19 protein-coding genes are annotated in these 13924 nt (G+C 48.8%); 3 read left to right on the forward strand and 16 right to left on the reverse strand.

Annotated features, from left to right (window positions below; all coding sequences use genetic code 11):
* The first annotated feature begins 42 nt into the window (after positions 1 to 42).
* On the forward strand, positions 43 to 222 hold the full coding sequence (locus BN4314_RS01410; RefSeq protein WP_068539386.1) for a hypothetical protein: 180 nt from the start codon (positions 43 to 45) through the stop codon (positions 220 to 222).
* Here the strand turns inward: BN4314_RS01410 and BN4314_RS01415 are convergent.
* The 6 genes from BN4314_RS01415 to BN4314_RS01445 form a co-directional block, all read right to left on the reverse strand.
* Positions 219 to 428 (reverse strand): hypothetical protein, encoded by a 210-nt coding sequence (locus BN4314_RS01415; protein ID WP_068539388.1) that lies wholly within the window; start codon positions 426 to 428, stop codon positions 219 to 221. The two genes, BN4314_RS01410 and BN4314_RS01415, sit on opposite strands and share 4 nt — an antisense overlap.
* A gap of 106 nt (positions 429 to 534) precedes the next feature.
* Positions 535 to 792 (reverse strand): thioredoxin domain-containing protein, encoded by a 258-nt coding sequence (locus BN4314_RS01420; protein WP_148424831.1) that lies wholly within the window; start codon positions 790 to 792, stop codon positions 535 to 537.
* Between the two features lie 64 nt (positions 793 to 856).
* Positions 857 to 1144 carry a hypothetical protein gene (locus tag BN4314_RS01425; protein ID WP_148424832.1) on the reverse strand — a complete coding sequence of 96 codons (288 nt, stop codon included), beginning with the start codon at positions 1142 to 1144 and terminating at the stop codon, positions 857 to 859.
* A 502-nt stretch (positions 1145 to 1646) separates the two neighbouring features.
* A complete protein-coding gene (locus BN4314_RS01435; RefSeq protein WP_068539396.1) occupies positions 1647 to 1856 on the reverse strand; it encodes a hypothetical protein in 210 nt (69 codons plus the stop codon).
* Between the two features lie 23 nt (positions 1857 to 1879).
* Positions 1880 to 2860: a minor capsid protein gene (locus BN4314_RS01440; protein ID WP_068539398.1), complete on the reverse strand. Its 981-nt coding sequence runs from the start codon at positions 2858 to 2860 to the stop codon at positions 1880 to 1882.
* Between the two features lie 213 nt (positions 2861 to 3073).
* Positions 3074 to 3400 (reverse strand): hypothetical protein, encoded by a 327-nt coding sequence (locus BN4314_RS01445; RefSeq protein ID WP_068539400.1) that lies wholly within the window; start codon positions 3398 to 3400, stop codon positions 3074 to 3076.
* Between the two features lie 704 nt (positions 3401 to 4104).
* Between BN4314_RS01445 and BN4314_RS01450 the strand changes: the two genes are divergently transcribed.
* Positions 4105 to 4602 (forward strand): site-specific integrase, encoded by a 498-nt coding sequence (locus BN4314_RS01450; protein WP_068539402.1) that lies wholly within the window; start codon positions 4105 to 4107, stop codon positions 4600 to 4602.
* Between the two features lie 339 nt (positions 4603 to 4941).
* On the forward strand, positions 4942 to 6081 hold the full coding sequence (locus BN4314_RS01455; protein ID WP_068539404.1) for a site-specific integrase: 1140 nt from the start codon (positions 4942 to 4944) through the stop codon (positions 6079 to 6081).
* Between the two features lie 307 nt (positions 6082 to 6388).
* On the opposite strand, the gene BN4314_RS01460 is transcribed toward BN4314_RS01455, so the two are convergent.
* From BN4314_RS01460 to BN4314_RS01500, 10 genes are all read right to left on the reverse strand, one after another.
* Positions 6389 to 7270, reverse strand: coding sequence for a peptidoglycan recognition protein family protein (locus BN4314_RS01460; RefSeq protein WP_068539406.1), 882 nt, complete (start codon positions 7268 to 7270; stop codon positions 6389 to 6391).
* A 2-nt stretch (positions 7271 to 7272) separates the two neighbouring features.
* The gene (locus BN4314_RS08315; RefSeq protein WP_267899989.1) at positions 7273 to 7395 is read right to left on the reverse strand and encodes a hypothetical protein; all 123 of its coding nucleotides are present in this window, start codon (positions 7393 to 7395) and stop codon (positions 7273 to 7275) included.
* A complete protein-coding gene (locus BN4314_RS01465; RefSeq protein ID WP_068539407.1) occupies positions 7395 to 7673 on the reverse strand; it encodes a phage holin in 279 nt (92 codons plus the stop codon). The genes BN4314_RS08315 and BN4314_RS01465 overlap by 1 nt, the downstream gene beginning before the upstream one ends.
* The gene (locus BN4314_RS01470) at positions 7667 to 8029 is read right to left on the reverse strand and encodes a hypothetical protein (RefSeq protein WP_068539409.1); all 363 of its coding nucleotides are present in this window, start codon (positions 8027 to 8029) and stop codon (positions 7667 to 7669) included. The genes BN4314_RS01465 and BN4314_RS01470 overlap by 7 nt, the downstream gene beginning before the upstream one ends.
* Positions 8030 to 8135: 106 nt before the next feature.
* A complete protein-coding gene (locus tag BN4314_RS01475; protein WP_068539411.1) occupies positions 8136 to 8519 on the reverse strand; it encodes a hypothetical protein in 384 nt (127 codons plus the stop codon).
* 43 nt (positions 8520 to 8562) lie between these two features.
* Positions 8563 to 9171 carry a hypothetical protein gene (locus tag BN4314_RS01480; protein ID WP_187369521.1) on the reverse strand — a complete coding sequence of 203 codons (609 nt, stop codon included), beginning with the start codon at positions 9169 to 9171 and terminating at the stop codon, positions 8563 to 8565.
* Positions 9171 to 9584 carry a hypothetical protein gene (locus BN4314_RS01485; protein WP_068539415.1) on the reverse strand — a complete coding sequence of 138 codons (414 nt, stop codon included), beginning with the start codon at positions 9582 to 9584 and terminating at the stop codon, positions 9171 to 9173. Before BN4314_RS01485 ends, BN4314_RS01480 begins: the two co-directional genes overlap by 1 nt.
* Positions 9585 to 9586: 2 nt before the next feature.
* Entirely contained in the window at positions 9587 to 10591 is a 1005-nt protein-coding gene (locus tag BN4314_RS01490; RefSeq protein WP_068539417.1) for a Gp37-like protein, read from the reverse strand.
* Entirely contained in the window at positions 10582 to 11445 is an 864-nt protein-coding gene (locus BN4314_RS01495; protein ID WP_068539419.1) for a hypothetical protein, read from the reverse strand. The genes BN4314_RS01490 and BN4314_RS01495 overlap by 10 nt, the downstream gene beginning before the upstream one ends.
* Complete coding sequence (locus BN4314_RS01500) at positions 11442 to 13799, reverse strand: phage tail protein (protein WP_068539421.1); 2358 nt, start codon at positions 13797 to 13799, stop codon at positions 11442 to 11444. Before BN4314_RS01500 ends, BN4314_RS01495 begins: the two co-directional genes overlap by 4 nt.
* Between the last annotated feature and the right edge of the window lie 125 nt (positions 13800 to 13924).

The raw sequence follows: 13924 nt of genomic DNA on the forward strand, positions 1-13924 counted from the left end.
GGGCTGGAGAGGTCTCATGACTTTCTTAGACAGGAGTATATCATGGCAACAGAAGCACAGCTTAGAGCTACAGACAACTATCGGAAAAAGAGCGTGAAGACTTTTACAGTTAAGTTCTTCCCAGCAGATCATAATTTGTATGAGTACTTACAGACCCAGCCAAAGAAAGCTGAGTATTTGCGCAATCTTATCCGCGAGGATATGGAGCGCAAGAAAGATTAGACAGCCACACGTGTCCCACAAAAGTATTTGTGGGACACAAAAGCTGTTTTCTGCCACTTAGCAAATTTACGCTCAATGATTTTGTCTACATCAGCATTGGTGTACTTAAGGTCGCTCTTAGGCTCTTGTTTAGACTCCTGCTTGATCTGCTCACCTTCTGGCGTACTATCAAGCTTCTGCTCATCCTGCTTGGTTTGCTCGTCCATTGTGTATCCCTTCTAATCCAGCTGTTTAAGGTCAGCCGCTAACCTCTCCGTAGCTTTTAAAGACATCAACGCTTGGTCTAAGAAAAAAGCCGCTCTCCCGAACGGCTTAGTCTTCAAACATGTCAAGAATCGCTTGTATTGCTTCCTCGCTGGGAAGCCCCCTGCAACGAAATATTTCTTGTTCTCCATCATCAACGGTAATCGTCGGAAGGTAATCAACGCTTCTGCTCTGTGCTGCGCAAGGATGCCAATCAACATCAATGAGGTCATAAGGTATAGCCTCGTCATCCAGAAGCGGCACGAGTGTTTGTAGCGTACCCTTGCACGGGCTGCACCAACTAGCGTGCCAGATAGTGACTTTCATACGCCTTCTTTCGGCATGAAAAAAGCCACCCCGAAGAGTGGCTTATTAACTTATAGTTTGACAATTAAAAAGTCCCAATAATCTTCTCATAACCCCTTGTTAATGAGCTAATCTTTTGGTGTTTCTCGTATCCAGCAGTTTCAAGATAGAGCTTAGCAAACTCGCCTAAAGGCGCACCAAAAAAAGTAGGTTTCTTATAGCTAGTCAGCTTTGCTATTGGATTCTTTAATTCTGGAGAGAATTCTTTTTGTCCTAATGAAAATACAACAGCGGTCAAAGCATCACTCGGGTCACCTGAGCTAAGCAGCGCTAAAAGCTCCTGAAGGCTTTTTCTTTTTGTTGTGTTACCCATCGCTTTCACCACCAGACAATCTTTTAATCTCTTCAGAAAGAAACTTCTGTAAATCTAAAATAAGTTTATCATTGCCTTTTCTTTTAGCAGGATTAATCTCGACTTCGTAAGCATAAATTTCACTCTGTAGCTATCTTCAATAACACTTACTTGTCTTTGGCATAGCTGTGTGACGGGGTAGGCCAATGTTCAGTAGAGAGTTTATAAGCACGTTCGGACATGCCCATAAAGGGTTTCGATGGGTCAAGCACGGGGCCTCGGTCATCTGCGCCCCATTCGACATATCCAAAATCTAGTAATTGTTTCTGAGCCTTATCTACATCTCTGTCACTTTGAACCATCTCACCCCCCTATTCTCACCACGCAGCCACCTATAAGCCATTATTTCTACTTCATCAGACTCTGTTGTAAGATTTTTAGCCTACTGTAATAATTCTACCCATCTTGATATGAAAAAAGCCACTCTTCGGAGTGGCTTAAGCATAGTTACTTAATTACTAGCCTACGCTGTAAGACGTTTCCAGTTCTCATAGTCCTCTGGCAACAAGTACTTATCCATCGGAGCTTTACCAATCATCAATTTTATATCTTCAACTGGCTTACGACCAGAAGCAGCCGAAGCATATAGCCTTACAAAGCGCATCTTTACACTGTCATAGTCAAGCCGCCCTGGGATGCGATACTTGTCCAATATATCCGAAATTGTCTCCATGTCGCACCTCCTGAAAGTCGCACTTACTTGACATAGTAATTATACCCATATCGTTGTGCATTTCTTATAAGCCACTCATGTTGTTTGCTCTTAAACGCCTTCTCGACATCTGTCGTATCAGTGTTATACAGCGGGATTCCAAGTGGCTTACAGTTCTTCTCCCAATACTCAAAGGACATATCGTCCCATGTTTTATCGGAGAAAATCTTGTAATCATTAAGAAAGTCGTTAGAGAGCTTTTTATTAGCTTTACTTGTTCTCTCAAGAACAAAACATCTCTTTTCGCCTTGAGTCTCAGTAGCTGAGTTTGATTTAATCCCATAATCAACTAATACCGTAACATCTTCAACACTCAAGGTTCCCCCAACACGAGTTGTATGTGTGTGAGTCAATTCAAGATCACTCAAAGATGCATCTATATTTTTCTCGCGCATCAGGCGAACAAGCTCTTCTTTTTCTGGAAGTTCAACGCCTCCTACATCTCCGATGCCCTCCCATATTGCCTTGCCATTAAAATTAAATGCTGCTACTTCAGGCTTCCCGAAGCGCCGGGTATACCTACCAATCGACACTTTGTGTTCACCAGAAGATACTTTATGCCCAGAAATATTTCTTTTGGTCGTTTCCGCTCTATGTCTGTCAATCTGTTGCTTTTGCCATGCATCCCAATCAGAAACAGCAGGTGCAATCTGGCAGCGGCAGCGAGGATGCAAGGGTGGGAAGTTCTGCCCTACTACGGCATCATCAAAGCGATAAATCTCATCATAGCTATGCTTGCCAACATCTCCACAGACCTCACAGGTGCGCTCATCCCCTACAGGGTTGATGTAGTACGAATCGAAGCCCTCGCGCTTAAGCCCTGCTGCCTGTGCAGCACGTGCAACATAGGTACCTTCTGTTTGCACAAGGCGCATGATGTTTGCTTCTGAAACATCAACAAAGCGCTTGTGTAGCTCTGAGGTCATCTGCTCATAGCTCACGCCACGTGCTAAAGCCTTGGCCATATCCTGCTGTACATAAGTTGCAAGCTTATCGGTATTGCCCCAGATGGTCTCTGAATAGCTCTTACCATCAGCCCAGTGAGTACCAACGAACTGCCTTATCGCGTCTTAATTGCCAAACATCTGCTGAGCGAGCTTCTTCTTTGCAACGTCCACATCGTCAGCATCTGCGTCAAACTTGCCAGCATGAGCAATCTTTGGAGCAGCAGGCCTATGTCACTTAGACATCTCCTTAGCAAATGTGCGCATTTCATCTTCACTTTCTCCCTGGATAAAATGAGCAGGGATGCCTGTTTCAGATGCAATCTTATTAAGAAGAGCGGTTCTCTCAGCTTGAACGCGAGCAGCGGCAAGCTCACTTTCTACTTTCCCTGCGCGCTCAAAAAGTTCAGTAAACTTCGTTTGATTCTCGTCAAAAGCCTTGGCCTTCTCAGCATTTTCCTTTGCTCGGTTTTCCCACTTGCGAGCAAGAGCTTTCCAATCAGTCCTAGCTTTTTGCGCTTCATTTTCTGAGTTTTCAAGTTCAAGCTCTTCGCCAGCCATATTTGACTCCGTTTCTCCCTGTGCAGGGACTTGATGCCGATCCTCCCGTGCGGGATTTATCAGCATGAAAAAGCCCCCACCATGCGGCGAGGGCAAAATTCCAAGATTGAGCAGTTTTACGACTTACCTAGGTCGAGGAATGAAAATAATCAATTGAAATGGGGTATATTATGCATAGCGGATGCGCTGTCACGCCATTGCGAGACGGCCTCCGCTTTATTTGTGCGGCGGTTCGGGAAGAACTCTCGTTAGCTTTCCATTATGATCAAGTAGATACGCTTCGTTCTGACCATGCCTCCATATGCCAGTTCTGCCATACCACGTTTATGTTCTATTAGAATGCGGTATATTTAAAGTAGCGACGCAGCGACCCGGGCGAGAAGTCGGGGCACCGGGCGTCGCTAATGCTTTCTGTGGATTACTTCGAACGCATCAACTGTACCGCTCTTTACGAAGCCCTCACCAATTCTCATGTATTCCGATTCGTGTTGAGGTGACAGGCTTACATCAACAAGAATAGATTTCGGAGAGCCTGGGTATTCAACAAATTGTCCTGGTGCAGACTTCATTCTTTTTTACCTTTGTACTTTGCTTTTTCGGTAGCCGTCAGGGTGTCCCATCACAATGGCGACTGACTTACAAGCTTTGAAGAGCATGATGGGTTTATAGCACTGATTGATAATGACTTCTTTCGGACGATTGCCGTGCTTGGCTTGTCTCTGGGGCTTCGTAAGGATGAAATCTTTGGTCTTGATCGGGATAATATCGACTTTGAGTGCCGCCTAGTCCATGTACAGCGCACCTACGTCCGAGAGCACGATGGACACAAGCTCATGCCACCAAAAACAAAGATGAGTGACCGCTATATCCCTTTGCGCAAGAAAAGCACTGAATGGCTGCATGAGCTCTATATCAAGCGTGGGAAGCCTGCGAGAGTAGTCTGTGTCAATTACAAAGGAGATCGCGCAAACCCACGAACAGCAACGGACAGATGGTTGCCATACCTATGCAAACATGACTTGCCCTATGTTACGATGCTCAACTTACGCCACAGCTTTGCCACATCTTGCCTTATGACTGGTATGGAAATACGTAAGGTCTCACACTATCTTGGGCACACGACAATTAACACGACGGCTGCAAGATACATGCGCTACAAAGCTGAGGATGTGGTTGATGACTTTGATAAGTTCGTAGACTAGTCCTATGTGTTTGTGACCCATAATTTGACCCGACAAAATAAAACAGCTGGTAGACAGTTTGAAACAGTTTATGTAATTAAACACAAAAGAAGTGCCCCTGCTCCTGCAAATGTGCAGGTAAACAGGGGCACTTCAACAAAAATTCATGGTGGCGGGGAAGGGAATCGAACCCCTGACACGGGGATTTTCAGAGCGGTCAAGAATCATACCTTTTTACGAACATATGTTAGTTTCTGGAAGTAAATAGCCTAATATCTATTAGAACATGTGTACTATTACGAACGCCTGTGAACTATTGGAAATGGGTTTTTGTCACTAAGTGACAAGGGAGTGACACAGATGAAGATTGATAGTGAGTCTTTATTCCGCCAACATGGGAAGTGGTATGCGGCACTGCGCTGGAAAGACGACGAGAGCGGCAAATGGAAGCGTAAAACAAAGGCATGCAGAGGCAAGACCAAAGCCCTTGCAAGGATTGAGCTACAGGATTGGCGGCGTGAGGTTGAGGCGACGCAGGTCGCATCAAGCACTCAAACGCTGGGGCAGCTCGTCGAGGAATGGCTAGAGATTGAGCGTGCTGCTGGCAATATAGAGCGCTCCACAATTAGTGGATATGAGACGATCGCGCGAAGGATTGCGTGTTATGCCCTCGCTGATATACCTATGGTTGATATTAGACGCGCCGCCGCTCAAGCTTGGGTTATAGAGCTAACCGAGGCGGGATTTTCGCCATCTACGATAAAAAAGACTATAGGCGTTGCGTCTCGTGCAATTGAGCTTGCTATCGCTAATGGTGAACTGTTGGCCAACCCGTTCCGTGGACTAAGGCGGCCAAAGCTTACCACTCCCCGACCCAACTCATTAGATGCTAGTGGGCGTGCGAGGATACAGGATTGGATTACCACAGGAGAGTTAACTAGGCTGCGAATGGCGGCGACTTTGGCGCTACATGGAGGATTACGCCTTGGCGAATGCTGCGGCCTTAAATGGGACGATATAGAGCCTGACAAACGCGTGCTGTGGGTGCGTCGTGCTATCGGATATGAGGGCGGAATAGCGTATGAAAAACCACCAAAGACAGGGCATCAACGTGATGTCCCTCTAGATGATTGCTTGCTCGATTTGCTCAAGCGCTGGAAGGCAAAACAGTGCGAAGAAGTAGCACCTCTGCATGTAAAGCCGAGCGAGTATGTGCTTGGTGCGCCTGATGGCTACGCGCTGCCTAACCACATCTCACGCGGGTGGGCTGTGGTATCGCGTGAACTGAACTTAATTGGCACAGAGGGCAAGCGCGTGAACTTCCACGGGCTGCGACACACCTTCGCGACGGTGGCGGTAGCGTCTGGGGTGGATATCAAGACCGTATCGAGCATTCTTGGACATGCGAATGCGGCAATGACGCTCAATGTGTATGCGAGCGCTGACCCTGATGCGAAGCGGGCGGCAGCTGGCGTGATAGGTGATGCGCTGAGGATGTAATCTCGCTAGTTTTAGCGTTCCCAGTTGTTAGGGGCGTGTACTCCTAGCGGGCGTTTTTAAGGCCGTGGGCGGGGAATTCTAAGCCTTGGTGCCTACTCCCCATCGGGAACCCCGCTTATCCACGGTTTGCACGTGCGCACATCTATTTTAACAAGATTTGTTTCCCACGTATGGCAAACAAACGTATTTGTGTGACACAAAAGCCGTTTTCTGAAACACAAAAAAAGACCCCTCCCGCGCAATGCGAGAGGGGTATTGCGTTATTTGTCAGAGCTTGTCAGGGTTTGTCAGAGCTTGTCAGAGCTTGTCAGAGCTTGTCAGAGCTATTCAACCTGCGCTGCAAAGCACGAGCGCTTTGTGGGCCAAAGTAGCCATCAGCATCAACACCCAGCCATCTTTGCACGGCACGAGATGTACCTTTGCCCCAGATGCCATCTGCAAAGACTCCTGTCTTACGCTGCAATGCTTTAACGCAAAGCGAACCCTTTGCGCTATATGACCACTCCCAGCCCACCGTAGCGGAAGGGACATACCGCTTGTTTGGCGCGTACTGTGATGAGATAACGCCGTCTGCGGGTGTACCGAGATAGCGCTGCAAGGCCTTGATAGTAGCAGGGCCGAAGTAACCATCCACATCGAGCTTTGCAGCCTTGGCTTTGGGCGCTGGTTTGGTCTGAGGCTTAGCTGCGGGCTTTCCACCTGTAATGACCTTATGTAAAGCCTGCCACTTAGCACCAGTAGGATCTTCGCCATTTGGCGCATAGGGATAAGGGCACGCCTTGCGCGATGCATCGTAGTGGCGCACGACGCGCGATGCAGGAACCCCGAACTTGCCCATGAGCTGCTGTACCAGTGCTGTGAGGTAGCCAATTTCAGTCTGTGTGTAAGGCCCGCCGTTATTGCAGACCTCAACACCGATTGAATTTTGATTGGTGATTCCGTAGCGCCCTCGACCGTCTCCCACGTGCCACGTGGCAAACTTGGACGGGTCGGCGTACTCCCAGATACCCCCATCGTCAATAAAATAGTGGGCAGAGGCCGCACGATATCCTCTTGAGAAGTAGATGCAATTAGCCTTTGCCGAGCCTGCTTTGCTCGTGCCGCTGCCCGTGTAATGCACAACGATGTAGCGCACAGAAGTTGTGCGCGGGACGATATTGAGCGTCCCGTGATGCTTATGAATGAACATATCTAAACTCCCCAAATAGCGATGAGCACTGCGACAACCACGAGAGCAAAAACTGCGCTGCCGATAATGAGCAAGCAGCCCAGACCCGCGGCCATATCGCGCTCATCTTGGTGATACGGCCCCACTATTCCTCATCGCCTATGTGCTTAGGCTTAGGCAAGTCATAAGTCATCGCAAGAGCAGAATCTGAAAAGCCCTCTGTAGTGGGGTCATTGACCACGCCCAGAATCGCAAGCACTGCAAAAAGCGCGTTGACAATAGCAATGAGCTGGCTGTTTATCCCCTCAATTTCAAATTTGTAGCCAAAAGGTGCTGCCACGACCTGCGCGAGCAAAAGCACCGCGGGAATAAGCGTGAGCCAAAAATTTCGATTTGCAATACGAACTTTTAGATTTACTAACATGATTTACCTTCCTTTTTATCTTGAACTTTTGCCGTGTGCCAGCGCGGCAGAAGGTCGAGCTTGTCTTCCGCCGCGCTAAGTCGTCGCGCGTGGTCATCGAGCCTTTGCTCTATGCGCGCAATTTCGCGCGAATGGTCTGAGAGCTGTTTACTCATCTCGCGCACGGTATCGCGCGTCTCACGTGCCATGTCAGCGATTGTGCTTAGCTGGTCCTTGACGAGCTGCTGCTCAGCGCTGCGAGCGTGCTCACGCTCCTTGCCTGCCACGGTGTCGCGGCGAAAAGTGAGCATTACCGTAAGCACTGACAGCATGATGCCGCCTAGGGCAATCAATTGCTCATAGGTAAAGCTGTCCATAAGTCACCTCCCCTTGCTGTGCGCAAGATAAGCCACGTGTCACGCGGGCATAAAAAAGCAGCCCTTTCGAGCTGCTTTGTTGATACGTTTTAGTTCTTGTGGTGGTCTACTTTCGCCACCCAACAACACGCGTAATAGCGACGGAGTCATCTGTTGAGACATCAATATTGGCCGCGCTGCCCGTGACCCACCCTCCAGAGTCTTTGAAGGTACTAATACGATTGCCCCTAAGTACCACCGCCTTCGCTCTTGTATAAAGCTTTTTGTTTGAACCTACGATCACCGTAGACAGCGGTACGGTCTTACCGTCGGGGTTGTGCACCCTTGTACTGCTACTCAAGCCGCCAACTGTACAAAAATCAATAAGGATGTCGCTGTAATTGGCCAGGCTGTCATTTAGCGGAGTTGCATCTCTGTAAGACGCGTTAGGATTGTCAAAAAGCACGACAGGGTCTAAGTGATTGGGTGGAAAGATACGGGTGGCACTCATGCGGCACCACCCCCACGCAAGGGTAAAGACAAATTAGTCATATTTAGCCCCTCCCGTCTTCTAAGTAAATTTCTAAGCTCCCGTTTGTGCCTGATAAGACAAAGGCAATTGCACGTGACGTGATTTGCGCTGCTTGGAACTCAGCCATAGTGGCAAATACGAATGTCGGTATAGAACCCAATGGCAACAGCCATGCAGCACTGGGTGCAAGATTGTCAACATCAACCTGAATGATAGGCACATCCACCTGCTGTGATGTAGCGTTAATCTCTGGCGCTAGAGGGATATTGGGTGCAGTTGCTTCATCCTTGCTTGCCGCTGGCCCTCCCTTAATCTCTACCAATTCGGCACTTTCGATGCCGAGCGAGATATCACGCCTATAGCGCACACAAATATAATCTATGCGATACATTGCCTGTCCGCCACTCTCTATCGTGACGCTATTTGCGCCCGCAAGCTTTACATGGCGGCCGCTGAGCAGCAGCTCGGCAGGTGAAATAGTACAGGTATTAGCATCTGACATGCTAATTTTTGGCAGCGATGCACCAAGGACATATGAGCCAGCCCCCATAGCGGCTCTCAAAAGCCCAGCCACATCATCAGAAGAGACATGAGGCTGTCCTGCTCGCCCCGTTACAAGCTCAATAGACATCATGCACCACCCTCTACAGATGTGTCAGGATGCGTCTTTTTATAAGCGTCAAATTCTACTTGTAGGGCAGCATGCTTGTCACTCCACCACTTTGCGGCATCTCGGCGCTCCTCGTACTTGGCCGTCATTTCAGCAAGTGCTGCATTGGCTGCATCAAGGTCAGCCTTAGTTATGATTTGCACCTTGCCAGTCCGCTCAAATGCGGTGTACAACTCGTCACACGCTTTTACGATCTCGGTATAAACCGCCGCGTGACTCGGGCAAAGGAGCAGCTTACGCTCAACTCCTGATGCATCAATGCGGCGGCGTATCACGTAGCTGTCAGCTTCGTCTGTCTCAGGTAGCGCATAAGTGGCGCTCCTGCATGATTGCACATCGCAAGCGTAGCGGCTGTAGCCTTCTTGTATCGCCATTCTTACCCCCTTACGGTTGATGTGTATGAATAGGTCATTTGGCCTTGCTTAAAAGATGCTACTTTCTTTGTCACAACTGCTTGGGCGCTGACCTTAGAGCGTGGGTCAGTGCCTCCGATAATGTCTCCAAGGTCAAAGGGCTGTGCCGTTGTTGAATCGCTCTTAATGCTTACTTGCTGTGATTTCTTCCAGAGGTCATTGAGATGCTTGGTGCCGTTCTTGATAAGCTCTTGCCCCTCAGATGAGGACTGGCTGTACGTCTCAGCAATTTCATCAATGCCTCTAATAGTCTGTGTTTGGCTTATCTTGCCTTGAGCGTTTGCGTAGAGATGCACCACTTCACGAGCTGCGCCTTCACCCTTGCCAAGACAGATAAGGTGATTAGTGGTCTTTTGCGTGCTAATACCAACCATGGCCACGCCTACCATTTGACTTTCGTTATCGGTGTAGGCTTTGCGCTCCATAACATCAATTACTACTCGTTTAAGCTTGTCAGACCATAAAAAGCGAGCCTTGCAATTTGTCGCAAGTAATAACTGCCACATAGCAGCCCATGCACCCATATAGCGCCCCGTACCTTGCTGTTCGTCTGATTGTGAGCCTGTAAAGGTATGCGTGACGTTAATCCCGACTCGCGCGGGGTTGACGCTAAAAAGCTCTTCCATTCTGGCGCGTGTGATTAGCTGTGCGACACAATCAGTCACATCACCTTTGAGTGTGAGGTATGCCTGCCCCTTATCAGGTGAGATGACGCGCCTATTGAGGACTCCTGTCCACGTATGACCTATGATAGTAAATGCTTCTGCACCGACGTCTGATTTGTAGCCCGTGACAATGCCGCCGAGATCACTCCCCTCAGCGTAAATCATTGCTCCGACCTCGGGGACGTTATCACCTGCTACATCTATCGAAAAGTCGTTCTCGTTATTTCCCCATGCGAAATCGCCATCATAGGGTTCAATGAGCCCTATGTCGCGAAGATTTGCATCAGTAAACGTCAGTTCCATGGCAGACTCCCGCGCTCCTCAATGGTCTCAATGTCAACACCAAAGCTTTGTGGCCAAGAGACAAAAAGACTGCATGGAGGCAAGCTTTCAAAGACGTAAGAGCCACTGCCTTCAATGCCGCGCATACGGTTGTTGTAGAGGTTAGTCTTTCTGCCAGAGGCATCAATCTTGTAGACCGAACCGCCCACCGTCTTCCTGCCTAGTGGGTCAATTATCACTCGCTCACCAAAATCAACCTCAGCGTTTACGCCGTAGACATTGTTTAGCGCCCCGTCTGGTGAACTAATGCGTACATAAGGATTCGAGCAAGCACCGAAAAATGTAATACGAGCAACGCTTTTCACGCTCAGCTCTAGTGATTCCATCGCAGAAGACCTAGCAGAGCCCGCAAAATCAAACTCAAAATCAAATGGCATATCGAGGCCAGATAAAGCACCGTCGTTCTCACCTGTTGAATTAGGCACAAACGAATGCTTGATTATGCGTCTCCACGTGGGGTCTATGGTGTGAAAGGTGAAAGTCACTGACGCGATATCCGTGTCGATGCGCTTGCTTTCTGCGACGCTTGCAGTGCAAAGTAGCTCCCAGCCATCAACTATAAGCTTTCCCTGCACGCCAGCATCAGCGTCTGCCTCTAACCAGCGAGACATCTCATTGAGTGTTTTAAGGTCAAGCAGTACGGCGGCAAGCTTATACGTTCTTGCTTTGCGCGTAATGGCTCCCGTGCTGTCATCTGCTTTCCATGACCACCCAAGGAGCTCGTTTGACCATGCAACAGCCGTTTTGCCTGTTAAGTCAAACTTTGTTCCTCTAAAATCTTCACCGCTTGCAGTTATGTAGATTACTTTTCTCATGCAAGCACTCTCCTTGCTTCGCGGACGGTCATGTAAGGTGCATTAGCTTCAATAATTGCCCCTAGCCGCGTTTCAAAAAGGCGTATGAGCGTCTCTTCAAGACGTGCGGTAGCAGCGCTATATGCGCTATCCTGTGCGCCCTGAGCGTCTAGAGCTGCATCCATGGCCACGCTCATAGGTGACGGCGTGAGCGCTCCTTGGATGTGTCCTGCCATATCGGAGACATACGGCATTACATCGCTTGTAAAGCCAGCTGCAAGACCTGTATGAAGAGATTGCATGACCGCTTTACCATTAGGGATGAGCAGCTTGCGGTCATATTCAATGGGGCCTTTATGAGATGCAATCCAGCTGCCAATGCCGCCAACAAAATTCTTCACACCCTCAAATGAGGACTTAAGGCCATTCAAGAAGCCATCAATGATAGATTTGCCCGCGCTTGTAAGCAGGCTGCCCACATTGCCTAAGGCTCCTAAAATCCTGCTAGGAATACCACGGACGAACGAAATCGCGCTATTAAAGCCGTTCTGGATACCGCTTAAGAATCGCATCCCCGCGTTCATGGCGTGAGTAGCGAGGCTGCCGACAAAGCCAGACACAACGTTTATGGCACCCATGAGAAAGCCAGATATAGTACCAGGAATACGACCAATAAAACTCCCGATGTTTTGCAAGAAGCCCGAGCCAGCGTTTATCGCATTAGCAATAAACTGAGCAGCAAACCCCAATACAAATGCAATAGCAGCGCTAAGCGCTGCGTTTATGTTCGCAGGAATCTGGCTTAAGAATGCAAAGAAGCCAGCAATGCCAGCAGGAATCTCAACAGTAAAGAAGTTGATAATGTTATTGTAAAACTGCTGGACAGCTTCAACAGCACTGTTAAAAGCGTTAGGGATATCGACTGTAAAGAATGTGACCACGCTTGTAACAAAATTGGCCACGTCAGTTATAAGCTGCAATATCCAAGCGATGAGCTGGCCACCAACGTCAAGCACAAAACCCATCACAACGGCGTTAATAGCCATACCAATGCTTATTATCCCGCCAAGGACTGGCATTAAAGCAACGATAGCCGACTGTATTGCCTCAAGAGCTGGGGTTACATAAGGCGCAATTTTATTTATTGCTCCTTCAATATGAGGCATGATATAGGCTATTTCCTGTTCAGCAGCGCTAACTATTTGGCCTATTGTGCCTGTAACGGCATCTACTATTGGCTGAAACGCTGGTACAAGCGTGTTCTGGACGTAATCAACTACTTGATTAAATGCATTCATGATTTGAGACGTGTCAACGTCTGGTAAGGGGATACCAAGCCCTCTAATAGCACCTGCGGCAATATTCCAAGCTGTAACAAGTGCTTCTGACAGCGCCGGGGCAAGTATCTCGCCTGCCTTGGCAAACACAGCGGGCAATGCCCGCACCATACCCTCACCAATTTGTGCAATACGAGGTATGACATTTTCAGCCACCGCACCTAGCGCGTCCATAAGATTCTGCGTGAGCTGGCTTAAATCTGCATCTTCGTTGCCAAGGCCAGCAAGCAAGTTTTCCCATGCTGCTTTGGCCATGTTGACAGAGCCTTCGATGGTGCCTGCTGCTTCTTTTGCAGTGGTTCCTGCTATGCCTTGCGCTTCTTGTACTTGTTGAATAGCTGTCACGCAATCAGCGAAGCTGTCAATTGATAGGTTAGACGCTTCGCCATTGGCAGCGCCCCATGCATTGGCATCGTCGATAAGGCGTTGCATCTCTGCTTTTGTACCGCCGTAGCCAAGCTTGAGGTTGTCGAGCATCGTGTAGTTCTGCTTGGAAATGCCCTGGATGGCGTTCTGCACGTCTTCCGCGTTGCTGCCAAACGTATTGACGTTGTCGCTCATGGCACGCATGGCTATATCTGTCAGCTCGGCCGCTTTTTGCGTATCCCCGCCAAGCGAATTAATTAACGCAGCAGAGAAGTTTGTAGCCTGCTGCATGTATTGATTTGCAGACATACCAGCAGTTGCATAGGCCTTAGCAGCATTTTCCATGACAGTCTTTTGAGCTGCTTCGTTGCGCTCCCAAGTGCCGCGCACCTCATCGGCGGCCTTACCCGTCGCTGCTGCGTACTGCTCTAGCGTCTGGCCAGCGTTGCCATAGAGTTTGGCCACGCCACCTTGTAGCTGCTCAAAATCAGAGTATGACTTAAGGGCCAAACTACCAATTGCGCCCACGCCAGCAACAATGCCCGTCATAGCACCAGCTGCAAGCTTGGCCGCATTGCCAACCATGCCCATCACTTTGTCGCCAATGCCAACAACCTTATCGGACGCTTCATCTTTTGCGCCTATTTTTATCAGGAGATCTAGTAAGGTCATCTCTCAACCTCCAATCCCTTTTCTTTCAAGTGAGAAAGCACGCTCTCATAGGTAGCGTCGTCCGTCTGAGCCGTCGTGCCCTGGCACTCTTCCCAAAACTCTTCCCAAGGCTTTGACATTGCCTT

The sequence above is a fragment of the Olegusella massiliensis genome (assembly GCF_900078545.1).
Classification (GTDB): Bacteria; Actinomycetota; Coriobacteriia; order Coriobacteriales; family Atopobiaceae; genus Olegusella; species Olegusella massiliensis.